We start from the raw sequence: 22,763 nt of genomic DNA on the forward strand, positions 1-22,763 counted from the left end.
CGTCGCCGGACGTGATGGGCGGACACGGGCCGGGCGACGACCCGCACACCGGGGTGCAGATCGCGCACGTCGAGCAGTCCCCGGTCCGCCAGGTGTGGCAGCGGGTCGTGCTGGCGGCGTTCTTCCTCGCCCTGACCGTGTTCATCGTCTGGCTGGACCGCGACGCCTACCGCGACGGCGACGAGATCGGTATCTCGCTGCTCGACGCGATCTACTACTCCACGGTCACCCTCTCGACCACCGGCTACGGCGACATCACGCCGATCACCGAGGGCGCGCGGCTGGTGAACATCCTGTTCATCACGCCGCTGCGCGTCATGTTCCTGATCGTCCTCATCGGCACCACGCTCGAGGCGCTCACCGCGCGCTCGCGCGAGGAGTTCCGGATCCGACGCTGGAGGTCCCGCGTGCGTCAGCACGTCATCGTGTGCGGCTACGGCACCAAGGGCCGCAGCGCCGTCCGCTCGCTGCGGGCCACCGGCACGCCGCTGGAGAACATCGTCATCGTCGACGGCGACCAGCGGGCCATCGACGAGGCCAACTCGATCGGCCTCACCGGCATCGTCGGCGACGCCGGGCGCACCGACGTGCTGCGCCGCGCGCACGTCGAGCGGGCCCGCGCGGTGATCGTGGCGGCCAACCGCGACGACGCCTCGGTGCTCATCACCCTCACCGTCCGGCAGCTCAACCCGAGCGTGCCGATCACCACCTCCGTGCGCGAGGAGGAGAACGCGCAGCTGCTGCGCCAGTCCGGCGCCGACACCGTCATCACCACCTCGGCGACGTCGGGCCGGCTGCTGGGCCTGTCCACCGACAGCCCCCGGGTGGTCTCGGTGGTCGAGGACCTGCTCACCGGCGGCCAGGGCCTGGACCTCTCCCAGCGCGTGGTGTCCTCCGGCGAGGTCGGCCTGGGCCCGCGCGACCTGCGCGACATCGTGCTGTCGGTGACCCGCGGCGGGCGCACGCTGCGCTTCGACGACCCGCTGATCGGCACGCTGCAGAGCGAGGACGTGCTCGTCGTCGTCCGCTCGCACGGCCCCGACGGTCAGGTGTTCGCGCGCACGTAGGTGCGGGTCGGCTCGCCGCGGCCGCGCAGCTCCACCTCGGCGTCGGGCACCCAGTGCACGGCCTCGCCGCCGCCGGCGGCCCGGACGGCGGCCTCGCTGGCCACCGCCCGCCCCGGCCGGTCCTTGGCCAGCTCGGTGAGCCGTGCGGCCTCGTTCACCGGGTCGCCGATCACCGTGTACTCCAGCCGGCTGGCGGTGCCCACCTGCCCGGCCCACACCGGCCCGCAGGCCACGCCGACGCCGACGTCGACCTCCCCGGCGCGCGCGACGTCGTCGCAGATCCGTCGGGCGGCGCGCAGCGCGGCGCCGGAGGCGTCCGGGTGCCCGGTGGGGGCGCCGAACACGCACAGCGCGGCGTCGCCCTCGAACTTGTCCACCAGCCCGCCCTCGGCCTCGACCGCGTCGACGACCACGGCGAAGAACCGGTTGAGCAGGCCGACCATCCCCTCCGGGCCGGTGCGCCGCACCAGCGCGGTCGACCCGACGACGTCGACGAACAGCGCCGCCACCGGCCGCAGCTCCCCGCCCAGCGAGGCGCCCTCCGCCAGCGCCCGCGCGGCGACCGTCGTCCCGACGTGCCGGCCGAACAGGTCGCGCAGCCGCTCCCGCTCGGCCAGGCCGGCGGCCATCGTGTTGACGCCCTCCTGCAGCAGCCCGATCTCCCCGGCGTCGTCGACGGTCACGCTCGCGGTGTAGTCGCCGGCGCCGACCCGCTGCACCACCTGCCGCAGGTCGCGCAGCGGCTGCCCGACCGCGCGGGCGGTGAGCAGGGTGGCCAGCCCGCCGACGAGCACGGCGACGACGGCGAGGAAGACGACGGCGGTGCGGCTGGGCCCGACGGGGTTGCTCGGGTCGGCGAACAGCAGCACGACGCCGAGCAGCGGGACCGCGCTGGTCAGGCCCCAGGTGAGCAGCAGGCGCGGGCGGACGCCGAGGGCGAGCCGCCCGGCCGGCGGGTGCGCGGCCAGCGCGCGGGTGGTGAGCGCGCGGGCGGCGCGGGCGACGAGCAGGTAGACGACGCCGGCGGTGACCGCGCCGCCGAGCAGCGCGACGACGCCGACCCGCAGGCCGACCAGCGGATCGGGGAAGGTGACCGCCGCGACGGCGCCGGCGAGGACCGCGCCGGCCAGCCACACGACGGCGGCGATGAGCGCGGCGTCCACCGGCAGCCGCAGCGCGCGGGCCGCCTCGGCGGGGGTGGGGTCGCGGCCGGCGAGCAGCCAGGCGGTGGTGGCCCGCTGGCGGCGCAGCCCGGCGAGGGTGGCCGCGGGCAGCGCGACGAGCAGGTAGGCCAGCGCGGCGAGCAGGGTGGGGCCGCGGCCGGCGTCGTCCCCGTCGTCGGAGACGCCGAGCAGCAGCAGGGTGACGGTGCCGACGCCGACCAGGTCGGCGACGACGACCAGCGCGACGATGACCGGGACGGCGATCCGGCCGCTCGGGGCCCAGGCCAGCACGTCCTCGGCGCGGCGGGCGGCCGTGCGGGCGCTGTCCGGGATCACGGGAGGCTCAACGACCCCGGCGGGGCCGGGACACGGTCAGACCGGCAGGGCGGCGAGGTCGGCGGCCAGGCGGGCGTCGGACAGGACGAGGTCGGCGGCGGTGGTGTGCCAGCCGGCCACCAGCAGCAGCGGCCAGGGGCGCTCGTCGTCGGCCGAGGCGGTGGCCGCGACCAGGCCGGCCTGCGCCACGGCGCGGCACGCGATCGGGTTCATGCCCCGGGGATCGGCACCGGCACGGACGCGGTGCAGGCGGGCGGCGGACCTCACCCCGGGGGATGAGATCGGCGGCCCCGGGTGGTCTGCCCTGCATGGACTCCGACGAGGTGCAGGTCCGCCGGGTGCTGGCGGCGTGGGCGCAGGCCGTGCGGCGCGCCGACGTCGACGCGGTGACCGCGGTGCACACCGACGACGTCGTGCTGTTCGACGTCCCGCCGCCGATGGTGGTGACCGGGATCGGCGACTACCTGCGGCAGTGGCGGCTGTTCTGGGACGCGCAGGGCGAGGGGCTGTTCGACGTCTCGGGGCTGACCGTGGTCGCCGGGGACGGCGTCGCCTTCGCGCACGGCCTGCTGCGGGTCGGCGCGGCCGGCACCGAGGGCTTCGACGTGCGGCTGACCGTGGGCCTGCGCCGGGTGGACGGGCGCTGGCTGGTCACCCACGAGCACCACTCGGTGCCCGCGGACTGAGTCGTCGCCGCTCCCCGCGGCGGAGCCGGCGGCCGCCCGGGGCCGACCCGGGCGGCCGCGGGGCTCAGGCGCGGGCGGCGCGGACGGCGTCGGCGAGCGGGGTCACCGGCCGCCCGAGCAGGGCGGCGAGGTCGGCCTCGCCGGTGTCGAGCTCGCCGTTCGCGATCGAGGTGTCGATCGCGGCGACGAACCCGGCGGTGCCGGCGTCGAGGCCGGCGCCCTGCAGGGTCGCGACGAGCTCGTCGGCCGACAGGTCGCGGTAGCGGACCGTCGTCCCGGTGGCCTCGGTGACGGCGGCCGCGAGCTCGGCGAGGGTCACGCCGGGCCCGCCGACCTCCAGGACGACGGTGCCTTCCTCGTCGGCCAGCAGCGCGGCCGCGGCCGCGGCGGCGTAGTCCGCGCGCGGGGCGATCGACACCCGGCCCTCCCCCGCGGCGCCGACGATCTCCCCGGTGGCGAGGTACCGGTCCAGCTGCGCGGTGTAGTTCTCGAGGTACCAGCTGTTGCGCAGGACGGTCGCCGGGACGTCCGCCTCGAGCAGCACCTCCTCGGTCCCGCGGTGCTCGGGGGCGAGCGGGTTGGCCGAGGTGTCGGCGTGCGCGATCGACGTGTAGACGACCCGCCGCACCCCGGCGGCCACCGCCGCGTCGACGACGGCCTGGTGCTGGGCGACCCGCTGCCCCGGCTCACTGCCGGAGACCAGCAGCAGCCGGTCCACGCCGGCCAGGGCCGCGGGCAGGGTGTCCGGCCGCGAGTAGTCGCCGTGGCGGACCTGGACGCCGCGGCCGGCCAGGTCGGCGGCGGCCTCGGGACGGCGGACGACGGCGACGACGTCGGACGCCGGGACGCCGCGGTCGAGCAGCTCCTCGACGGCGCGGCGGCCGAGGTGGCCGGTGGCTCCGGTGACGGCGTAGGTGGTCATGCGGGCGCTCTCCTCGTGCAGGGGCGATGTGCTTGCGAGTTCAACAACCCGCCGCCCGGTCCGCGTCATCCCGCCCGGTCCGCGTCATCCCGCCCGGCTGCGGCGGTCCCGGATTGCGACTCCGGCGGGCTGCACCGAGGCTGGGACCGCGGGCCCGCGTGCTGACCGTGCGCGCACTCCTCTCCCGCCGGGGACACGGTCCCTCAGCAGCCGACCGAACGGAGGGACGTCCGCGCCTGCGCGGACCTAGACCAGTGATCCCCACCGCACCGTCAGGACACCCGGACGGGAAGGCCGGACCGGCCCTCGTCCCGTCCCCCGCAGACCCGCACCCCGCCATCGCCGAGCCCCCTCCCCCGGCGGCCGACGCGCACGGCCGCCTGGACCGCGTCGTCTTCACCGTCGCCGCGGTCCTGGCGCTGGCGTTCGTCGCCTGGGGGTTCGTCAGCCCGGCCGGCCTCGGCTCGGCCAGCAGCAGCGCCCTGGTCTGGATCGAGTCCAACCTCGGCTGGCTGTTCGTGACGCTGGCCTCGGCGTTCGTCGTCTTCGTGCTGTGGCTGGCGGCCAGCCGGTACGGCCGCATCCCGCTCGGCCGCGACGACGAGACGCCGGAGTTCCGCACCGTCTCGTGGATCGCGATGATGTTCAGCGCCGGGATGGGCATCGGGCTGATGTTCTACGGCGTCGCCGAGCCGCTCGCGCACTACGTCACCCCGCCACCGCGCACGGTGGCCGCCGAGACCCCCGAGGCCGTGCAGACCGCCATGGCCACGACCCTGTTCCACTGGACCCTGCACCCCTGGGCGATCTACGCCGTGGTGGGGCTGGCCATCGCCTACGGCACGTTCCGCCGCGGCCGCCGGCAGCTGGTCAGCGCGGCGTTCGAGCCCCTGTTCGGCCGGCGCCGCACCGAGGGCTGGGCCGGCCGGGTCGTCGACGTCCTGGCCATCTTCGCCACGCTGTTCGGCTCGGCGGCCTCGCTGGGCCTGGGCGCGCTCCAGATCGGCAGCGGCGTGGAGATCCTGGGCTGGGCCGGGGAGGTCGGCAACGGCGTCCTGGTCGGGATCATCGCCGTGCTGACCGCCGCGTTCGTCGCGTCCGCGGTCTCCGGCGTCGCCCGGGGCATCCAGTGGCTGTCCAACGTCAACATGGTGCTCGCCGTCGTCCTCGCCGTGTTCGTGTTCGTGGCCGGGCCGACCGTGCTGATCCTCAACCTGGTCCCCGGCGCGGTCGGCAGCTACGTCGCCGACCTCGCCCGGATGGCCGCCCGCACCGAGGCCAGCGGCGGCCCGGCGACGGCGGAGTGGCTGCGCGGCTGGACGGTCTTCTACTGGGCCTGGTGGATCTCGTGGACGCCGTTCGTCGGCCTGTTCCTCGCCCGGATCAGCCGCGGCCGCACCATCCGCCAGTTCGTCTCCGGCGTCCTGCTGGTGCCGAGCGCGGTGAGCCTCGTGTGGTTCGTCGTCTTCGGCGGGGCCGGCATCGCCGCGCAGCGGTCCGGCGCGGACGTCGCCGGGCAGGCCACCTCCGAGGGGCAGCTGTTCGGCGTGCTCGAGCGGTACCCGCTGGCCACCGCCACGACGGTGCTGGTCATGGTGCTGGTGGCGGTCTTCTTCGTCTCCGGGGCCGACGCCGCCTCGATCGTCATGGGCTCGCTGTCCGAGCGGGGCACACTGCGGCCGCGCCGCGGGACGGTGGTGTTCTGGGGCGTTGTCATGGGCGCCGTCGCGGCGGTCATGCTGCTGGTCGGCGGCGGCGAGGCGCTCACCGGGCTGCAGAACCTGACGATCATCGCGGCGCTGCCCTTCGCGCTGGTCATGGTCGGCCTGGCCGTCTCGCTCGCCAAGGACGTGCGCACCGACCCCATGGTGCTGCGCCGCACCTACGCCGTGGAGGCGGTCGAGCAGGCCGTCGTCGACGGCATCAGCCGGCACGGCGAGGACTTCGCGCTGGTCGTGGAGGCCGGCGGGGACGACACGCCGGGGGTCCCGTCGGTGCGGGTCACCGGGAACACGGCCGGGCACCCGCCCCCGGGCGACACGGCCGGGCCCGCGCCCGCGGGCGACACTGCCGGGCCCGCGCCCGCGGGCGACGGCGCGGAACCCGCCGCCCGGGCGCGGCCGGGCGGGTAGCCGCACCGCGGTGCGGATCCCGGGGACGGGGGCCCGGACGGGCGAGCTGCTGCTGCGGCCCTGGGTGCAGCGCGCGGTGCGGGCGGCGCTGGCCGCCGCGCTCGCGTGGCAGGTGGCGGTCCTGCTGCCGCCGCCGTTCACCTCGTACGCGTACTACGCGCCGCTCGGCGCGGTCATCGCGGTGCACCCGACGGTCGCCGACTCCGCGGCCGCGGCCTGGCGGACGGTGCTGGCCATCCTGCTGGGCTTCGGCCTGGGCGTCACGGTGCACCAGCTCACCGCCGAGGCGTTGCCCGGCGCGCTGACCATCGCGCTGATCGTCGCGCTGGCGGTGGGCGTCGAGCAGTGGCGGGTGCTGCAGGAGCACGCGAGCTGGGTGAGCTTCGCCGCCGTCCTCATGCTCACCGTCGGGACGGCGGCCGACCCCGCGCGCTACGCCGTCGCCTACGCCGGGCTGACGCTGCTCGGCGCGGCGACCGGCGTCCTGGTCACCACCGTGCTGTTCCCCCCGATGCAGCTCACCGCGGCCGTCCGGGCGATCGCGACCACCCGGGCGCTGCTGGCCCGGCACCTGCACGACATCGCCGGCGGGCTGCGGCACGGCGAGCTGCCCGCGCCGGGGGCGTGGATGCGGCCCCGGCGGGACCTGGACGCCGCGCTGGACCGGATGCGCGCCGCCGAGGCCGTCGTCGAGCGCGCCCGGCGGGCCAACCCGCGGGCCCGGCGCTGGGGTGGCACCGCCGCGCGGGTCCGGGAGGAGTCGCGGGCCCTGGACCGGGTCGCCGTCCTCGTCGACGACCTGACCACGCTCGTGGCCCACCTGCCCCCGGACCGCCGCGGCATCGACCGCATCGACGGCGGGACCGGCTGGCTGCTCGCCGACGCGCTCGACGGCCTCGCCCTGGTGGTGAGCGCCGCCGCCACTCCCGCGGGGGCCGGGGACGACGCGGTCCGCGAGGCCGGCGCCGCGCTGCGGCGGCTCACCGCGCTGCTCCGCGAGTCGGCGGCGGCCGACGACGAGGGGTTCGTCGCGCTCGGCGCGGTCGCCGTCGGCATGTACCGGTCGCTGGACACGCTGCAGGCCGCCCCCCTGCGGGACGGCCCGGCGCGCTCCCCGCGGACGCCCGGCGCCGGGCAGCGGGTGCCCGGCGACGCCTGACCGGCGGCCCACGGGACCGGGCGTGCAGGCGCACGGACGCGACGTCACGACAGGCGCGACGGTCCCGGCCGTGTCGCCGGCCGGGCGGAGGCCCCTGGCCGGGCCGGGTCCGGGGGTGTAGGCACCGTCGATCCGCGGCTTCCCCCGAGCCGGCGGCACACCGTCGACCGGCAGCCGCGGTCGCCGGAGGCGACCATGCGGGTCCACACACGACCACGGGGCGCACCAGGGACGGCGGACACCGACGGCGGCACGGGCACCCCCGCCCGGTCGCCCCACCTCCGCGAGGCCGGGCTGTCGGGCGTGGTGTTCGCCCTGCTGCTCGTGGCGTCGGTGCTGCTGGTCAGCAGGGTGCCGGAGCTCACCGCCTCCGACCGGGAGTACCAGGACTTCTACGCCGGCGGTGCCGACGAGATGGTCGCGGTCGGCCTCTACCTGGTCCCGTTCGCGGGGATCGCGGCGCTGTGGCACATGACCGCCACGCGGATGCTGCTCCAGATGCGGCGGGCGGACTGGTGGGCCGACGTCACCCACTGGCTGCACCTGGCGGCCTGCGTGCTGTTCGTGGCGATGCTCTTCGCCGGCGCCGCCGCGGCCGGCGCCCCGGCCCTGGTGGTCCAGTTCTCCGGCGCCGCCGCGCTGGACCCGGAGGTGGCCCGCGGCCTGGCGGCCACCGGCTACACGCTCGTGTTCGTCTACGGGGTGCGCGCCGCCGGCATGTACATGATCACCACGACCGCCCTGGCCCAGCGCGCCGGCACGCTCGCGCGCTGGCAGGTCCTCGTGAGCTACCTGGCCGCCACCGCCCTGCTGGTGAGCACCACCTTCCACCCCGCCGTCCTGCTGGTGTTCCCCGTCTGGGTGCTGCTGCTGAGCACCCGGCTGCTCGTGCGCCGGCCGACCGGAGCGGCGTCGTGACCGCCACCGTCGGCATCGACGAGATCCCCGCGGCCCGCACCGCCTGCCGCCGCTGGGCAACGCCCTGGACACCGACAGCGCCGGCCCGTTCGAGAGCTGCTGGACATGGCGCGGGAGTACGGGCCGATCCTCCGGCTCACCATGCCCGGCGCGACGCGGCTGGTCCTGGTCGCCGAGGTCTGCGACGACACGCGGTACGACGAGCTGGTCGCTGGGGGCGTGGCCCAGCTGCGCGACGAGGGCGCAGGGTCGGGGCTGCTCTCCTCGGACACCGACGACCCCCTCTGGCGCCGCGCCCACGAGATCCTGATGGCACCGTTCCGGGCAATGCCCGCGCCTGGCTGGACGGGCTGCGCGCGGCCGACCGGCTGGTCGAGGGCATCTGGGCGGCTGAGGCCGCGGCGTTGGCGACGTGATCGGGCGGATGGTGGTCCTCGGAGCCTCCAGTGACCTCACCAGCCGGCTGGCGCGGAGCTCGCCGGCGCCCGGGCGGCTGGCCCGCGGCTGACGGTCTCGGCCCGGCCGGCACCGACCCGTCCAGCGCGGAGTCCCACGCACGCATCGCCCCCGGGGCTGGACCACTGCGCCGCGGAAGCGACCGACCCCGCGGACATCCGGCGGCTGGTCGCCGACGGGCACCCGGACACGCCGGTGCAGCTTGCCCTCCCGCCGGGCCTGCTCCCCGGCCGTGCTGACCGCCCTGGCCGGCGCGGGTCCGCGCGGCTCGGACGCCCTGGCGGTGGAGAAACCGTTCGGCACCGACCCGTCCTCGGCGCGGGAGCCCGACGAGCTGCTGCGGACCCGGCTGCCGAGGCCGCGGACCTGCCGGATCGACCGCTTCCCGTCCGACGAGCCGGTCCGGAGGATCGTCGCGCTGCGCTTTCCCGATCGGGTCTTCGAGCCGCTGTGCAACGCGGTGCACGTGGAGCAGGCGGACGTCGGCCGGGACGAGTCGCCCACCCCTCGCGGGCCGGGCGCGGCACCACGACCGCGCGGGCGCCCTCCGGGGCATGGTGCACAACCACCTCACGGGGGTGCCGGCCGTGGTGCTCACGGACGCCCCGGCGCAGAGCGGCCGCTTCCTGGTGCGCGTGGCGCGTGCGGGGCGTGCCGCCACGCCGCCGAGCCGGGACCGGGGCGGCTGGGGGCTGGACCGCCGCCGCGCCGCCCCCTGGGATGAGCCGCGCCGGACTCCCGAGACTGTGGAGGACGCTGTGTACCCGACCCCGATCCCCTGGCGCCGCACCCTGGTCGGCGCCGTCCTCGCATCCGGCCTGGCGGCGCTGCTGCCCGCGTCCCCTGCCTCCGCGGCCGCGACGGGGCCGACGCCCCCGGCGGCCGCACCGCCGGCGGTCGAGGCGCCGGCCCCCTACGTCGCCCAGGCGGTCTGCGACCCCGCGCCCAAGCCCGGCACTCTCGACCTGGCCGACGCGCTGCTGGCCCACTACGGCGCCGGCAGCGTCGGGATCTCCCGCGAGTGCGCCGTCGGCGGGCCCAGCGAGCACAAGGAGGGCCGTGCGCTCGACTGGATGCTCGATGCGGGCGTGCCGGCGCAGCGAGCCGTCGCCGCGGAGTTCCTGGCGTGGCTGACGGCGCCCGGACCCGACGGGGAGCCCGCCTACGCGGCGCGGCGGCTCGGCGTCATGTACGTCATCTGGGACCACGAGATCTGGTCGCCGGCCAGGGGGTGGCGGCCCTACGACGGCGCCAGCCCGCACACCGACCACGTGCACGTCTCGCTGTCGTGGGCCGGCGCGATTCGCGCCACCTCGTGGTGGACCGGCGTCGCCGCCCGCGTCGACACCGGCCCGTGCACCCCCGCCCCGGTGCCCGGCGACCTGCCGCCGTGCGCCCCCGGCGCCCAGCAGCCCGCGCCGAGCACCGCCGCGGCCGCCGAGCCGCGGGAGGACGCCGGCGAACCCGACGCCGAGACCCGCGCGCTGGCCGAGCTCGCGGCGCTGCGGGACGAGTCGCTGGCCCGGGTGCCGCTCGACGGCCGGTGGGTCGCCCAGCTCGCGTCCAAGGACGTCGGTATCACCGATCCGCTGCAGACCGCGCAGGACGGCTCGCACACCTTCTCCGCCGTCGACGTCCTCGCCGAGAGCCAGGCGGGGCTCGCGACGGTGACCGACCCGTCGGCGCTGTACGTGCTGCAGGGCACCGACTTCGGCCGGCGCTCCACCGCACCCGACGGCGACCCGTACTGGATCACCGTGGTCGACGCCGCGTTCGCCGGGCGGGCCGACGTCGAGGCCTGGTGCTCGGCCACCTACCCCCAGTTGCACGGCGCGGAGCTGACCAACGCCTGCCTGCCGCGCCGGCTCAGCGCGCCGCACGACTGACTCCGGCCGGTCCCGGGTCCCTCGACCCTGGGCCGCGCGGGTGCCGGCTCCCTACGCTGCGCGCGCATGAGCGGTCCGGTGCTGATCGCCGTCGACGACCCGGCCCTGCTGGGCGCCGTCGAGCGGGAGCTGTGCAGCCGGTACGAGCGGGACTACCGCGTGCTGTGCCGGGGGTCGGCGGGCGAGGCGCTCGCCCTGCTCGACGAGCTCGCGGGCGCCGGCGAGGAGGTCGCCCTGGTGCTCGCGGGCGAGACGGTCGGGGGCGCCTCCGGCACGGAGCTGCTGGCGGAGGTGCGCGGCCGGTTCCCGCACGCCGAGCGCGCCCTGCTCGTCCCGTGGGCGCACGTCGGGGACCCGGGGACCGGGGACGCGGTCCTCGAGGCGATCGCCCGGGGGCGCATCGACCACTACGTGGTGCGCCCGGCGCCGCCGCCGGACGAGCAGTTCCACCAGGCGGTGTCGAGTTTCCTGCTCGCGTGGGCGCAGGCGCGGCGCCGCGCGCCGCACACCATCGACGTCGTCGGCGAGACCTGGACCGGCCGGGCGTACGAGCTGCGGGAGGTGCTCGGCCGCTGCGCCATGCCGCACCGCTTCTGCCTGGCCGACTCCGCGGAGGGTCGCGTCCTGCTCGCCGACGCACGGGAGCGCCGGCTGCCGCTGCTGGTCATGCCCGACGGGACGGTCCTCGAGGACCCCACCGACCTCGACATCGCGCGGTCGGCGGGGACGGCGATCGACCCGTCCGGCGACCGGTACGACCTGGTGATCGTCGGGTGCGGGCCCGCCGGCCTGTCCGCCGGCGTCTACGGCGCCTCCGAGGGGCTGCGCACGATCGTCGTCGACTCCGGCAGCATCGGCGGTCAGGCCACCTCCAGCTCCGCGATCCGCAACTACCTGGGCTTCCCCCGCGGCGTGACCGGCGGGGAGCTGGCGCGCCGCGCCTACGAGCAGGCCTGGCTGTTCGGCGCCCGGTTCGCCTTCATGCAGGAGGTCACCGACCTGGCGCGGGAGTCCGACGGCATCGTCGTCACGCTCGACACCGGCGGGGTCGTGGTGGCCCGCGCGGTGGTCCTCGCGCCCGGCGCCAGCTACCGCCGCCTCGGGGTGGAGTCGCTGGAGGCGCTGCGCGGGGCCGGCGTCTCCTACGGCGCCGCGGCGTCGGAGGCCCCGCTGGTGGCGGGCGAGGAGGTCTACGTCGTCGGGGGCGCCAACTCGGCCGGGCAGGCGGCCCTGTACCTGGCGCGGTTCGCGAAGCGGGTCACGCTCGTGGTGCGGGCGGCGTCGCTGGACGCCGGGATGTCGCACTACCTCGTGCGCCAGGTCGAGGGGACCCCCGGCGTCGAGGTGCGGACCGGCACCGAGGTCGTCGGCGGGGGCGGCGACGGCCGGCTGGACCACCTCGTGCTGCGGGACCGCGCGAGCGGCGCAGAGGAGACGGTGGACGCCCAGGCGCTGTTCCTCATGATCGGCGCCCGGCCGCACACCGACTGGCTGCCGCCGGCCGTCGAGCGCGATCCCGCGGGCTTCGTCATGACCGGGCCGGACGTGAGCGCCGGCGCCGTCCGCGCCCTCGGCCGTCCCCCGCTGCCGCTGGAGACCAGCCTCCCCGGCGTCCTCGCGGCCGGCGACGTCCGGCACGGGTCGGTCAAGCGTGTGGCCTCCGCCGTCGGCGAGGGCTCGATCGCGATCCGGCTGGTCCACCAGCTGCTCGCCGCCTGAGCCGCCGCGCACCCGTCAGGACGGCGAGCTGCGCCAGCCGCGCGCGTGCAGCCGCTCCGCGCCGTCGAGCAGCAGGTCCAGGGCGAAGGCGAACTCGAAGTCCTCGTCGCAGCCCTGCCCGACGCCGGACAGGTCGCCGCCGGCGGCCGCCGTGGCGATCTCCAGCACGTGCGGGAACCGCCGCGCGAACTCCGCCGCCATCGCCTGCCGCTCCTCCGGCGTGGGCTCGGGCGCGGCGTCGTCGCGCGGCTCCTCGAACAGCTCGGGGCTGAAGCCCCAGATGCGGTTGCCGAGAGCGTGCATGAGGTGGTGGGTGAGGTCCACGGAGAACCCGCCGGCGCGGAAGGTGCCGGCGACGGCGTCCATGTGGCCGAGGACGGCGGGCGTCCGGTGGGTGCGCGACTCGATCGCCTGCCGCGCCCAGGCGTGCCGCAGCACGGCCCGGCGGGCGGAGAGCAGCCGCTGCCGCACCGCGGTCCGCCAGGCCGAGCCCGGGGCGGGCTCCTCGAACTCCCCGATCACGGCGTCGACCATCCCGTCGAGCAGCTCGTCCTTGTCCGCGACGTGCTTGTACAGCGCCATGGGGACGACGCCGAGCTCCTGGGCCAGCCGCCGCATGCTCACCGCGCCCAGGCCGGCCTCGTCGGCCAGCGCCACCGCGGCCGCGAGGACCCGCGCCCGGTTGAGCGGCTCCCGCGCCATCCGACCTCCCCTGCTTGACGGGTGTACGCCGTACACCATAACGTTCCCGCCGTCGGTGTACGCCGTACACCACCAAGGGAGGGAGCAGCAGTCATGAGGGAGTCCCGCGGAGCCGCCGTCGTCACGGGCGTGTTCTTCCTGGTCGCCGCGGTCAGCGCGGTCGCGGCGCTGGCGCTGTACCAGCCGCTGCTCGGCGACCCGGGGTACGTGCTGGGCGCGGGCGCGGACACGCAGGTGCGCTGGGGGGCGCTGCTGGAGGTCCTGCTCGCCGCGTCCTGCATCGGCACCGCGGTCGCGGCCCACCCGGTCGTCGAGCGGCACGGCCGGGCGCTGGCCCTCGGCTACGTCTGCGGGCGGCTGCTCGAGGCGGCGGTGATCGTCGTGGGGATCGTCAGCGTGCTGGCGGTGGTCACGCTCAGGTCGGCCGACGACGACGCGTCGCCGGTCCCCGTCGCCCGCGGGCTGGTGGCGCTGCACGACGCGACGTTCCTCGTCGGCCCCGGCCTGGTCATCGGCGTCAACACGCTGCTGCTGGCCGTGCTGGTGCACCGGGGCGGCCTGGCGCCGCGGTGGATCGCGGCGACCGGCCTGGTCGGCGGGCCGCTGGTGTTCCTCTCGTCGACCGCCGTGCTGTTCGGCGTCTACGAGCAGGTCTCGGTGTGGGGGTTCCTCTGCGCCGTCCCGGTCACCGTCTGGGAGACGGGTCTCGCCGTGTACCTGATCGCCCGGGGCTTCCGGCAGCCGGCGTCCCCCGCGCGGCCCGGGTCCGCCCTGCCGGTACCGGTCCCGGCCTGACCTCGGTCAGCGCGCCTCCAGCACCGCCCGCAGCCGGGCGAGGTCGGCGCGGTTGGCCCGGCGGACGGCCCCGGCCAGGAGCGGCGCCGCCCAGCGGGAGAACCCGTGCGGCCGGCCGCGGTTGCGCAGCGTCATCCGGGTCCGGCCGTCGTCCAGCGCCTCCCAGGTGTAGGTCGTCTCCATGGGGAAGGGCCCCTGCGCCGTCCGCATGACCAGCCGCTCACCGGGCACCAGCTCGGTGACCTCGTAGGTGTAGGCGAGCCGGCGGCCGAGGAAGCGGGCGACGAAGTCCATCCGGGACCCGACCGCCACCGGTGGCGCGGTCCGCCAGTCGACCGAGTCGATGTTCGCGTACCACCCGGGGGCGTTCGTGGGGTCCCCGGCGTAGGCGGCCACCTCTGCCCGGGGACGGCCGATGACCGTCTCGGTACGGACGTCCACCTCCCGGCCCACGCCGCGCATGGTCCCGCGGTACCGGGCCGGGCGCGAGGGACCCGGCCGCCGGCCGGGGCCGCCCGGGGGTCCCGCGGCCACGGGCCCCCCTCGGGTGCGGCTACCGGCTTGGGACGGTCTCGCCCGCCGGCGAGCTGGGCCGTCGCGGCGTCGGCGGGGACACGCCCGATCCCTGCGGGGCGGTCGCCGCCGCGGTCGCGGGGGCCTGCCCGCCGGCGCGCTGCGCCTCCGCCATCGCCTTGATCATGTCGGCGAACTGCTCGGAGTCCGGCGGCACGAACCGCTCGGCGGTGGGGACCTGGGCCAGCACGTGGAGGAACTCCTCCAGCTCCGTCCCGCTGGCGACGGGGAGGTGCGAGGAGAAGATCCGCCGGGGCTGGATCTGCCGGACGCGGTCGAGGACCCGGCCGAACTCGGCCTCGTCCGTGAGGTGCACCCAGGGCGAGTCCGAGGTGGCCCAGCCGATCATGCCGCCGGCGAGGGCCTCCGGGGACACGTCGGCCGCGTCCTGCGTGGGCTCCGGGAGCAGCGCCCCGAAGGCGTCGACGGTGAACAGCGCCCCGGTGGAGCGGTCCAGGACGCCGAGGGACATCGGGTTGTCGAACAGCGGCGGGGCGACGGCGGTGAGCGTGCGGTCCCCCACGTGGATCTCGTCGCCGGCCCGGATGGCGTGCACCCGCTCCATCGGCACCGGCCACCACGTCGACATCCGCAGCGCGGAGAACGCGTGGGTGACCAGCGTGGCGTTCGGCGCCGCCTCCATGATCCGCTGGACGCTGCCGGTGTGGTCGGCGTCGTCGTGGGTGAGCCAGACCCACTTCAGGGTCCGCAGGTCGACGATCGAGCTGACCGCGTCGAGGAACTGGTCCGCGTCGACGGCGATGCCGCTGTCGACGAGGACCGGCTCCTCGGCCGTGATCAGGTAGGCGTTGATCGGGAGGACGCCGATCCCCGGCAGGGAGAGGTTGGTGGGCAGGACGTGGACGTCGGCCTGACCTCGGTAGGGGCTGTCCATGGGACGCCTCCTCGGCCGCGCTCGGTGGCCGCCTCCTCGGCCGCCCCGAACGTAGGGCGGCTCCCCGGCACCCACCAGGGCCCTTGTCCCCCGGGCGCGGCTAGACGAGGCCGTGGTGGTCCAGCAGCAGCTCGCACTGCCGGCACCGCTCGCCGGGCGGCACGTCGGACCAGGAGCGGTCGCCGACCCGGTCGAGCCGGGTCGCGGGGACGTCCCCGCAGAACGACGATCCGTCGCCGTCGACGGCGTGGACGGCGCCCGGGCCGTGGGGCCTGCCGCGCGCCGTGCCGGGGCGCAGCACCGGCCCGTCGTCGGCCTCCTCCGCGGCGGGCGGCGGCGGGCCGGTGCGCAGCCGGACGGTGCAGCCGTCGGTGGTGAGGAGCGCGACGTCGACCTCGGTGAGCCGGCAGCTGAGCCACAGGCCGAGCCCGGAGCCGGCCGCGCTGTCGGGGGCGGGGACGAGACCGGTCAGGGGGTCGGCGGGCCCGGGGCCGGTGTCGTGCACGCGCACGACGACGCGGCCGCCCCCGGTCCAGGCCCGGACGGTGGTGGGCGGCCGGCCGTACAGCTGCGCGTTGACGACGGCCTCGGACAGCGCGAACAGCAGCTCGTCGAGCGCCGTGGCGCCGACCAGGCCCTGCGCGGCGTCGCGGACGCGGCGCCGGGTCTGCTTCAGCGAGACGTCGGTCAGGTCGACGACCGGCGCCGTGCGCTCGAGCGGGTCGGCGGCCGGCGGCAGTCCCTCGAACACGGCGACGTCCTGGTACCGCGGGCTGGCGCCGGCGCCGCCGTCCGGGGTGACCAGGCGGGGGTGGGTGCGGCCGACGACCTCGCGCACGGCGTCCGGCACGGTGGTGGCGTCGTACAGGCAGCGGCTCCAGACCGGGTAGTCCTGCCAGACGACGTTGACCGCCGACTCGTACCGGTCCCAGCCCTCGAACCGCCCGCCGTTGCCCTCGTGCGGGACGTCGCCGGCGATCCGGACCTGCCCCGCGCCGGCGGCCACGTGCTGCTCGAACTGCTGCCGGTACGCCTCGATGGCGCGCGCGGGCGAGGCGTAGAGGCTCGCGTCCTGGATGAAGGTGACCCCGTCCAGCCCGGGCAGCGCCGCCCGGAGGAGGTCGCACTTGCGGGTGTCGTACCCGATGACGACCGGTTCGCCGACGGCGGTCCCCTGGGTCACGAAGGGCACGATGAGCGCCAGGAACTCCTCGTCCGACGAGTAGAAGCCGGCCTCGTGGAAGTTCCCGGTCACGCCGTGTGCGGCACCCGTTCTCATGACTCCGCTCCCACGTCTGCGGGCCGCAGGTAGGACGCCGGCAACAGGTCCATCAGCCGGGCCGCGAACGGCGGGGTCGATCTGATGGTCAGCCGTACCCCGGTACTCCGGACGTAGTCGTCGAGGGCCCGCAGCAACCGGTGGTCGACGTACTCGACGTCGCCCATGTCGACGACCAGCGTCCCGGTGTCGGCCCCCGGCCCCAGGCGGGCCAGCACCCGCCCGAGCGCGGTGACGGCGACCGGGTCGGTCTCCCCGGTGAGGCCGAGCGCGCCGTCGGTGTGGGCGCAGACCCCCAGGGCCGGCTGCCCGGACGGATCAGGGGCGTGCAGCGCGGCGAACTCGGTCACGAGGTCGATCCCGAGGTCGGTCGAGAACCCGCACAGGGCCGACATCGGGTGGTCGGCCATGTACCGCCCCACGAGGAACTCGTACCGGGCGAAGGCGTCCCGCTGGCGCGGAGGGCGGAGCAGCTCGGAGCCCTCCGCGCTGACCCGCAGCCCCCGGAAGCCGTCGGCCAGAGCCCGCTCGGTCGCCGCCGCCCAGTGCCGCACCACCTCGTCGGCCCGGACCGGACCGCCGGATCCGTACACGTCGCCGAACGTCAGGACCTGGAGGGCGCCGTCGCGCTGCAGCCGGTCGAGGTCCCCGAGCCCGGCGAGGTCCTCCGCCGCTCCCTCGGGGGACCCGGAGCCGACGTAGACCACGCGCAGGCCCTCGCGCAGCCCCTCGGCGAAGAAGGCGACGACGCGGCGTCGGAACTCCGCGACGTCGTCGTGGAGGACGCAGACGTGACCTCGTGCACCACGGCTCCGGGGGGAGCCGGCGTGACCCGATCCGGGCACGGGTCCACGCTACGCCGCCCGGCGCCGCCCGGCGCCTCCCGGCCGGGGAACTCGTTCCCGGCCCGCGCGGCGGGCCGGTCAGACGGTCTCGGGCACCCGCAGGTGGGCGAGGACGAGCTCCATCTCGGCGACGTCGACGACGTCCCGACCCATCGCCCGGACGGCGTCCTCGCGGATCGACCGGGCCTGCTCCCGCGAGGCCTCCAGCGCGCCGCGGTCGTCGAAGGTGACGGTGCCGACGGACAGGCCGCTGTCGCGGTCGGCGAGGACGCTGACGCTGCAGAAGCCCGGCATCCGCTCGATCCGCGGCAGCGTGGTCGTGCGGAAGAGGTCGAGCGTCCGGTCGGTGTCCGCGGCGTCGCCCCGGGTCCAGGTGAGCCGGGCCCAGGCGCCGTCGTGGGTCTCGTGCGCGCGGTGCACCAGCGCGATCTCCCACTCCTGGACCTCCGGCTCCCCGCCGAAGATCCCGACCAGCTGCACACGCATCGGGTGCACGCGCGCGGCACTGGAGCGCATCGCCCTCCCGTCCTCCCAGGCGGAGGTGACGATGCAGCGGCCGGCGTCCCGGTCGACGAGCATCGAGAGGCCGACGAACCCGTCCATGAGCCGGATGACGGGCAGCACCTCGTTGCGCACGTAGGCGATGCCGTGGTCGACGCGCTGCGGCTCGCCGCGGACGGTGGTGGTGCGGGCGTACATGCCACCACTCCTCTCTCGAGCAGGCGGCGGCGCCCCTGCGGCATCGCCGCAGGGGCCACTGTCCTCGCTCCCCGGCCTGCCGGACAGGGCCGGGCGTCCTGCCCGGCGGGCACGGGGTCCGGGAGGCGCGACGCCTCCCGGACCCCGTCCGTTCCCGCGATCAGCAGCCGTGCGGCCGGTCGGCGGGAACCAGGGCCGGGCTCGCCCCGGCCGGCAGGTAGTAGGTGAGGTAGACGATGGCGGGCTGCGCGCCGTCGTTGGCGACGTCGTGGACGTGCGCCGGGTGCACCCAGGCGGTCCCGGCGCGGTGGGTCTCGTCCGTGCAGCCGTGGCCGTCCTCGGGCTCGATCAGCCGCACCGCCCCGCTCGCCACGACGGCCGTGGACGGCCCGGCGTGGGTGTGCCAGCCGGTGGAGCTGTGTGGCGGCACGGTGACCCGGACCATCGCCAGGTCCGTCGGCCGCTCCGCCCGCAGGTGGAAGCCGGTCCGCTCGTCCGAGATCGCGAACTCCCCCGCCGAGCCCCTCGCCAGGAGCGTGGACTGCACGGGGGCGACCGGCGGGATCGGCGCGATCCGGTCCCCTCCACCGTCGCCGGGGTGGGCGGCTGCGGCGCCCGTGAACAGCACGGGTGCGAGCAGCGCGCCGAGGCCCACAGCCAGCGCCGTCCTGCTCCGCGGAACTCTGTGTGCCATCTCTGCCTCCCTGGACACTCGGGAGCCGTCCCGGCGGCGGCCGGCGCCGGGGCCGGGGCGACGGACACGTGACCCGCGCGTCCCGCACGGTCCAGGGGTCGGCCAGACCGGCAGTTCCGCCTGGCGACCGACGGACGCGCCCGGGTGGCACGTCTGGCCGGGCCACGAGCCGAGTATGGGAGCGCCCCCGCCGCCCCGACAGGCCATCGCGCGCGCGGCACCGGGGCGGAATCGGGACCGGACCGCGTGCCGGGCGCGGTGGCTACGCTCCGCACGTGGAGCGCGTGCGCGTCCGGGCCTGGGCCGGCACGCTCGTGTTCCTCGTGCTCACACCCGGCGTGGTGGCCGGACTGGTCCCGGGATTGATCACCGGGTGGCGGATCCCGTGGACGGGCGTTTGGGCCTCCCCGGTCGCGATCGTGGCGGCCGTCGTGATCCTGAGCGGGGTCCTCGTGCTGCTCGACGCGTTCGTCCGTTTCGCCCGTGCCGACGGGACGCCCGCACCACTGGTGCCGACCGGCCACCTCGTCGTCGTCGGGCCGTACCGGTACGTGCGCAACCCGATGTACCTGGCGGTGCTCGCGATCGTCCTCGGGCAGGCGCTGCTGTTCGGGAGCGTGGGCGCCCTGCTCTACGCGGGCGTCGTGCTCCTCGCGGTGGTGCTGTTCGTGCGGGGCTACGAGGAGCCGACGCTGGAGCTCGAGTACGGCGACGAGTACCGGGAGTACCGGCGCAACGTCCGGGGGTGGATCCCGCGGGCGCGGGCGTGGAACGGGGCCGCCTGACCTCCCCCGTCCAGGCGTCGACAGGAGCGCCGCGGATCCGCGCACGCCGTCGCGCCGCGCCCGGCTGTCGAGGGCCGGCAGCCGACACCCGCGTGGCCCGGCGCCCCGGAGAGGTCGGCCCCGGGGCTAGGCTCCCGCGCACCGAGGGCGGCGAGGTGAGCCATGCGGGAGATCAGCACCGTCCTGGACGGTCTGTCCTACCTGGAGTGCCCGCGCTGGCACGAGGGCCGGATCTGGGTGTCGGACTTCTACACCCACCAGGTGCTCTCGGCCCGCGAGGACGGCAGCGACCTCCGGGTCGAGGCGGAGGTGCCGGGCCAGCCGTCCGGACTCGGGTGGCTGCCCGACGGCCGGCTGCTGGTCGTCTCCCAGCACGACGCGCGGCTGCTGTGCCGCGAGCCCGACGGATCGCTCGTGACACACGCGGACCTGTCCGCACACGTCACCGGCGAGCCCAACGACATGGTCGTCGACGAGCAGGGCCGCGCGTTCGTCGGCAACTTCGGCTTCGACCTGATGGCCGGCGCACCGGTCGCACCGGCCGTCCTGCTGCGCGTCGACCCCGACGGGGCCGTGACCCAGGTGGCCGACGACGTGTGGTTCCCCAACGGCAGCGTGATCACCGACGACGGCGTCCTGCTGGTGGACGAGACGTTCGGCAACCGGATCACCGCGTTCGACGTCGGTGCCGACGGCACGTTGGGGAACCGGCGGGTGTGGGCGTCGTTCGGGGAGCTACCGACCGACCGCGACCTGCAGGCGGCACTCGGGCAACTGGCCGTCGCGCCGGACGGTTGCGGCCTGGACGCCGAGGGCGCGCTGTGGGTCGCCGACGCGCTCGCCGGCCGGGTGCTGCGCATCCGGGAAGGCGGCGAGGTCCTGGAGGAGCTGCCCGTCGGCACCGGCGTGTTCGCCTGCATGCTCGGCGGCAACGACGGCCGCACGCTGTTCCTCTGCACCGCGCCGGACTTCGACCGCACCGCGCGGAGTGCCGCGCGCGAGGCGCAGCTGCGCTCCTGCCGGGTCGAGGTGCCGCACGCCGGCCGCCCGTAGGCAGAGAACACGTTCCGGACCTCGGAAGTCCGCGACACCGTCGTCAGCACAGGGGGAAGAGCATGGACGTCTCGGTCGCCTTTCCGACCGCGTTGGACTCGCACGAGAACATCGCCCTCGCGGAGGAACTCGGCTACGCGCGGGCGTGGCTCTACGACACCCCGCAGAACAGTCCCGACGTGTGGATGTGCCTGGCGCTCGCCGCGGAGCGCACCACCCGCATCGGCCTCGGGCCCGGCGTCCTGGTCCCCTCGCTGCGGCATCCCATGGTGAACGCCGCCGCGACGGCGATGCTCGCGGCGCTGGCACCCGGCCGGGTCGAGGTCGCCTTCGGGACCGGCTTCTCCGGGCGTCGGGCCATGGGCTACGGAGCCATCACGTGGGCGTTCATGGCGGAGTACATCCGGGCCTACCGGGGGCTGCTGCGCGGTGAGGTCGTCGAGTGGGAGGGCGCCCGGATGCAGATGCTCCACCCGGCCGGTCACGCGCCGGCGCGACCGATCGACGTGCCCGTCCTGATCAGCGCCCTGGGCCCGAAGGGCGCCGGGGTCGCCCGGGAGCTGGCTGACGGCCTGTACGCGACACTGCAGCTCCCCGACTTCGCCCGGGAGTTCTCGAGGGTCTCGTACCTGGCCTGGGGCACCGTCCTCGACGAGGGCGAGGACCCGACCTCCGAACGGGTCCGCCTCGCGGGCGGTCCCGGCACCGCACTCGCGTGGCACGGCGCGTACGAGTTCGGCGGGCAGGCGGCCGTGGCCGGCCTGGCAGGCGGGGAGGCCTGGAACGAGGTGGTGGACCGGACCCCGGAGGAGCTCCGGCACATCGCCGTGCACACGGGTCACTGCGTCGAGCTCAACGAGGCCGACCGGGCGGCGTGGGACGCGGGGGGCTCCTCGTTGCTCGGATCGGCCACGCTCAGCGGGACGCGGGAGGAGGTCCGCGGCAGGCTCGGCGAGCTCGCCGACCGCGGCGTCACCGAGATCGTCTTCCAGCCGTGCGGACCGGACGTCCGCCGTGAGCTCGAGACGTTCTTCGAGGTCGCCAGTCGCGCCACGACTGCCGTCGGCACCTGACCCACCGGTGGGGACGGCGGAGCTCCGCGAGCGTTTCGCGTCCGCCGCTGTCGCCCGCCTGGCGACCGTCCGCCCCGACGGTGCTCCTCACCTCGTCCCGGTCGTGTTCGCGGCGTCCGGCGACACCGTCTGGCTGGCCGTCGACGCCAAACCCAAGCGGACGACACGGCTGCAGCGGTTGACCAACCTGCGCCGTGAGCCCCGGTGCGCCCTGCTGGTCGACCACTACGAGGAGGAGTGGAGCCGGCTGTGGTGGGTGCGCGCCGACGGGGTCGGCGTCGTCGTCGACGATCCGGCCACCGGCCACCCGGGCCTGGCCGCACTCGCGGAGCGGTATCCCCAGTACCGCGCCCAGCCACCGGCCGGCCCGCTGGTCGTCGTCAGCGTCGAACGCTGGAGCGGGTGGTCCAGTACGTGAGTGGAGGCGAAGAGGCCGAGGGCCACCGCTGTCGCGGTGGCCCTCGGCCTCTTCGCCGACCGGGGTCCCGGCACCTCGCCAGGGCCTCGGGGGGTGGGTGGAGGTGGCGGGAATCGAACCCGCGTCCTGCGACGCATCACCAGGGCTTCTCCGAGCGCAGTCCGCTCTGCCTCTGCTCGACCCTCCCGATCGCACGAACACGTCGGGATGACGGGCCCAGTCGCTGTGAGGTGTCCCGTGCACGCCCGCGACCGGCACGCACGGTGAGTCATCTAGCTGATGCCAGACCCCGAGCCGATGACGGAACCCGGGCTGACAGCGTCACCTTCGCTGATCAGGCAGCGAGGGCGTACGCGCGCTGACTCTTGTCGGCGCTTGTGTTGTTTCCGACGCGTGGTTAACGAGCTCATCGTCGGCTTCCTCGGCTCGCTTCCCCTGGTCACCCGACCGCAGTCGAGACCATTCACCCCCTGTGTAGTTGTGCACCCATCGTAACCGGGCCGGCCAC

22 protein-coding genes and 1 other RNA gene are annotated in these 22,763 nt (G+C 76.0%); 12 read left to right on the plus strand and 11 right to left on the minus strand.

The genetic code is table 11. The features are described 5' to 3' along the window. Nucleotides 1-14: 14 nt before the first annotated feature. Complete coding sequence (locus ACI79B_RS00555) at nt 15-1,067, plus strand: potassium channel family protein (protein WP_456926483.1); 1,053 nt, start codon at nt 15-17, stop codon at nt 1,065-1,067. On the opposite strand, the gene ACI79B_RS00560 is transcribed toward ACI79B_RS00555, so the two are convergent. Beyond that, on the minus strand, nt 1,046-2,566 hold the full coding sequence (locus ACI79B_RS00560; protein ID WP_456926151.1) for an adenylate/guanylate cyclase domain-containing protein: 1,521 nt from the start codon (nt 2,564-2,566) through the stop codon (nt 1,046-1,048). The two genes, ACI79B_RS00555 and ACI79B_RS00560, sit on opposite strands and share 22 nt — an antisense overlap. A gap of 36 nt (nt 2,567-2,602) precedes the next feature. Continuing rightward, nucleotides 2,603-2,779 carry a hypothetical protein gene (locus ACI79B_RS00565; RefSeq protein WP_456926152.1) on the minus strand — a complete coding sequence of 59 codons (177 nt, stop codon included), beginning with the start codon at nt 2,777-2,779 and terminating at the stop codon, nt 2,603-2,605. A 95-nt stretch (nt 2,780-2,874) separates the two neighbouring features. Here ACI79B_RS00565 and ACI79B_RS00570 point away from each other — a divergent pair, with 95 nt between their 5' ends. Beyond that, entirely contained in the window at nt 2,875-3,252 is a 378-nt protein-coding gene (locus ACI79B_RS00570) for a YybH family protein (RefSeq protein ID WP_456926153.1), read from the plus strand. 64 nt (nt 3,253-3,316) lie between these two features. Here ACI79B_RS00570 and ACI79B_RS00575 read toward each other — a convergent pair whose 3' ends face one another. After that, nucleotides 3,317-4,174, minus strand: coding sequence for an NAD(P)H-binding protein (locus ACI79B_RS00575; RefSeq protein ID WP_456926154.1), 858 nt, complete (start codon nt 4,172-4,174; stop codon nt 3,317-3,319). 254 nt (nt 4,175-4,428) lie between these two features. On the opposite strand from ACI79B_RS00575, the gene ACI79B_RS00580 reads away from it, so the two are divergent. The 5 genes from ACI79B_RS00580 (at nt 4,429) to ACI79B_RS00600 (ending at nt 12,444) form a co-directional block, all read left to right on the plus strand. After that, nucleotides 4,429-6,306: a BCCT family transporter gene (locus ACI79B_RS00580; protein ID WP_456926155.1), complete on the plus strand. Its 1,878-nt coding sequence runs from the start codon at nt 4,429-4,431 to the stop codon at nt 6,304-6,306. A 10-nt stretch (nt 6,307-6,316) separates the two neighbouring features. Further along, the gene (locus ACI79B_RS00585; RefSeq protein WP_456926156.1) at nt 6,317-7,465 is read left to right on the plus strand and encodes an FUSC family protein; all 1,149 of its coding nucleotides are present in this window, start codon (nt 6,317-6,319) and stop codon (nt 7,463-7,465) included. A gap of 303 nt (nt 7,466-7,768) precedes the next feature. Then, complete coding sequence (locus ACI79B_RS00590) at nt 7,769-8,383, plus strand: hypothetical protein (protein WP_456926157.1); 615 nt, start codon at nt 7,769-7,771, stop codon at nt 8,381-8,383. 1,214 nt (nt 8,384-9,597) lie between these two features. Beyond that, nucleotides 9,598-10,725, plus strand: a complete 1,128-nt coding sequence (locus ACI79B_RS00595; RefSeq protein ID WP_456926158.1) for a hypothetical protein — start codon at nt 9,598-9,600, stop codon at nt 10,723-10,725. A gap of 66 nt (nt 10,726-10,791) precedes the next feature. Further along, nucleotides 10,792-12,444 (plus strand): FAD-dependent oxidoreductase, encoded by a 1,653-nt coding sequence (locus ACI79B_RS00600; RefSeq protein WP_456926159.1) that lies wholly within the window; start codon nt 10,792-10,794, stop codon nt 12,442-12,444. A 15-nt stretch (nt 12,445-12,459) separates the two neighbouring features. Here ACI79B_RS00600 and ACI79B_RS00605 read toward each other — a convergent pair whose 3' ends face one another. Next, nucleotides 12,460-13,146, minus strand: a complete 687-nt coding sequence (locus tag ACI79B_RS00605) for a TetR/AcrR family transcriptional regulator C-terminal domain-containing protein (protein ID WP_456926160.1) — start codon at nt 13,144-13,146, stop codon at nt 12,460-12,462. A gap of 93 nt (nt 13,147-13,239) precedes the next feature. On the opposite strand from ACI79B_RS00605, the gene ACI79B_RS00610 reads away from it, so the two are divergent. Further along, nucleotides 13,240-13,941, plus strand: a complete 702-nt coding sequence (locus ACI79B_RS00610; protein ID WP_456926161.1) for a DUF4386 domain-containing protein — start codon at nt 13,240-13,242, stop codon at nt 13,939-13,941. Nucleotides 13,942-13,947: 6 nt separating this feature from the next. On the opposite strand, the gene ACI79B_RS00615 is transcribed toward ACI79B_RS00610, so the two are convergent. The 6 genes from ACI79B_RS00615 to ACI79B_RS00640 all read right to left on the minus strand — a co-directional run bounded on the left by ACI79B_RS00615 (nt 13,948) and on the right by ACI79B_RS00640 (nt 18,926). After that, nucleotides 13,948-14,394 (minus strand): SRPBCC family protein, encoded by a 447-nt coding sequence (locus tag ACI79B_RS00615; RefSeq protein WP_456926162.1) that lies wholly within the window; start codon nt 14,392-14,394, stop codon nt 13,948-13,950. Between the two features lie 100 nt (nt 14,395-14,494). After that, a complete protein-coding gene (locus ACI79B_RS00620) occupies nt 14,495-15,409 on the minus strand; it encodes an oxygen-binding di-iron domain-containing protein (protein WP_456926163.1) in 915 nt (304 codons plus the stop codon). A 100-nt stretch (nt 15,410-15,509) separates the two neighbouring features. After that, nucleotides 15,510-16,664: an anti-sigma factor RsbA family regulatory protein gene (locus ACI79B_RS00625; RefSeq protein ID WP_457000044.1), complete on the minus strand. Its 1,155-nt coding sequence runs from the start codon at nt 16,662-16,664 to the stop codon at nt 15,510-15,512. A gap of 20 nt (nt 16,665-16,684) precedes the next feature. Beyond that, complete coding sequence (locus ACI79B_RS00630) at nt 16,685-17,533, minus strand: MEDS domain-containing protein (RefSeq protein WP_456926166.1); 849 nt, start codon at nt 17,531-17,533, stop codon at nt 16,685-16,687. 78 nt (nt 17,534-17,611) lie between these two features. Continuing rightward, nucleotides 17,612-18,232 carry a hypothetical protein gene (locus tag ACI79B_RS00635; protein ID WP_456926167.1) on the minus strand — a complete coding sequence of 207 codons (621 nt, stop codon included), beginning with the start codon at nt 18,230-18,232 and terminating at the stop codon, nt 17,612-17,614. Between the two features lie 160 nt (nt 18,233-18,392). Continuing rightward, the gene (locus tag ACI79B_RS00640) at nt 18,393-18,926 is read right to left on the minus strand and encodes a hypothetical protein (RefSeq protein ID WP_456926168.1); all 534 of its coding nucleotides are present in this window, start codon (nt 18,924-18,926) and stop codon (nt 18,393-18,395) included. A gap of 275 nt (nt 18,927-19,201) precedes the next feature. Between ACI79B_RS00640 and ACI79B_RS00645 the strand changes: the two genes are divergently transcribed. From ACI79B_RS00645 to ACI79B_RS00660, 4 genes are all read left to right on the plus strand, one after another. Beyond that, the gene (locus ACI79B_RS00645; RefSeq protein WP_456926169.1) at nt 19,202-19,711 is read left to right on the plus strand and encodes a methyltransferase family protein; all 510 of its coding nucleotides are present in this window, start codon (nt 19,202-19,204) and stop codon (nt 19,709-19,711) included. Between the two features lie 162 nt (nt 19,712-19,873). Next, a complete protein-coding gene (locus ACI79B_RS00650; protein ID WP_456926170.1) occupies nt 19,874-20,764 on the plus strand; it encodes an SMP-30/gluconolactonase/LRE family protein in 891 nt (296 codons plus the stop codon). 62 nt (nt 20,765-20,826) lie between these two features. After that, complete coding sequence (locus tag ACI79B_RS00655) at nt 20,827-21,837, plus strand: LLM class flavin-dependent oxidoreductase (RefSeq protein WP_456926171.1); 1,011 nt, start codon at nt 20,827-20,829, stop codon at nt 21,835-21,837. A gap of 7 nt (nt 21,838-21,844) precedes the next feature. Beyond that, entirely contained in the window at nt 21,845-22,255 is a 411-nt protein-coding gene (locus ACI79B_RS00660) for a TIGR03668 family PPOX class F420-dependent oxidoreductase (RefSeq protein ID WP_456926172.1), read from the plus strand. 95 nt (nt 22,256-22,350) lie between these two features. Here ACI79B_RS00660 and ssrA read toward each other — a convergent pair. Then, nucleotides 22,351-22,726, minus strand: a transfer-messenger RNA (tmRNA) gene (gene ssrA, locus ACI79B_RS00665). Between the last annotated feature and the right edge of the window lie 37 nt (nt 22,727-22,763).

The sequence above is a fragment of the Geodermatophilus sp. SYSU D00879 genome (assembly GCF_054050375.1).

Coding starts and splice junctions, on each gene's coding strand:
- ACI79B_RS00555 (WP_456926483.1), top strand. CDS start 15: ATGGGCGGACACGGGCCGGGCGACGACCCGCACACCGGGGTGCAGATC.
- ACI79B_RS00565 (WP_456926152.1), bottom strand. CDS start 2,779: ATGAACCCGATCGCGTGCCGCGCCGTGGCGCAGGCCGGCCTGGTCGCG.
- ACI79B_RS00570 (WP_456926153.1), top strand. CDS start 2,875: ATGGACTCCGACGAGGTGCAGGTCCGCCGGGTGCTGGCGGCGTGGGCG.
- ACI79B_RS00575 (WP_456926154.1), bottom strand. CDS start 4,174: ATGACCACCTACGCCGTCACCGGAGCCACCGGCCACCTCGGCCGCCGC.
- ACI79B_RS00600 (WP_456926159.1), top strand. CDS start 10,792: ATGAGCGGTCCGGTGCTGATCGCCGTCGACGACCCGGCCCTGCTGGGC.
- ACI79B_RS00605 (WP_456926160.1), bottom strand. CDS start 13,146: ATGGCGCGGGAGCCGCTCAACCGGGCGCGGGTCCTCGCGGCCGCGGTG.
- ACI79B_RS00610 (WP_456926161.1), top strand. CDS start 13,240: ATGAGGGAGTCCCGCGGAGCCGCCGTCGTCACGGGCGTGTTCTTCCTG.
- ACI79B_RS00620 (WP_456926163.1), bottom strand. CDS start 15,409: ATGGACAGCCCCTACCGAGGTCAGGCCGACGTCCACGTCCTGCCCACC.
- ACI79B_RS00635 (WP_456926167.1), bottom strand. CDS start 18,232: ATGTACGCCCGCACCACCACCGTCCGCGGCGAGCCGCAGCGCGTCGAC.
- ACI79B_RS00640 (WP_456926168.1), bottom strand. CDS start 18,926: ATGGCACACAGAGTTCCGCGGAGCAGGACGGCGCTGGCTGTGGGCCTC.
- ACI79B_RS00650 (WP_456926170.1), top strand. CDS start 19,874: ATGCGGGAGATCAGCACCGTCCTGGACGGTCTGTCCTACCTGGAGTGC.
- ACI79B_RS00655 (WP_456926171.1), top strand. CDS start 20,827: ATGGACGTCTCGGTCGCCTTTCCGACCGCGTTGGACTCGCACGAGAAC.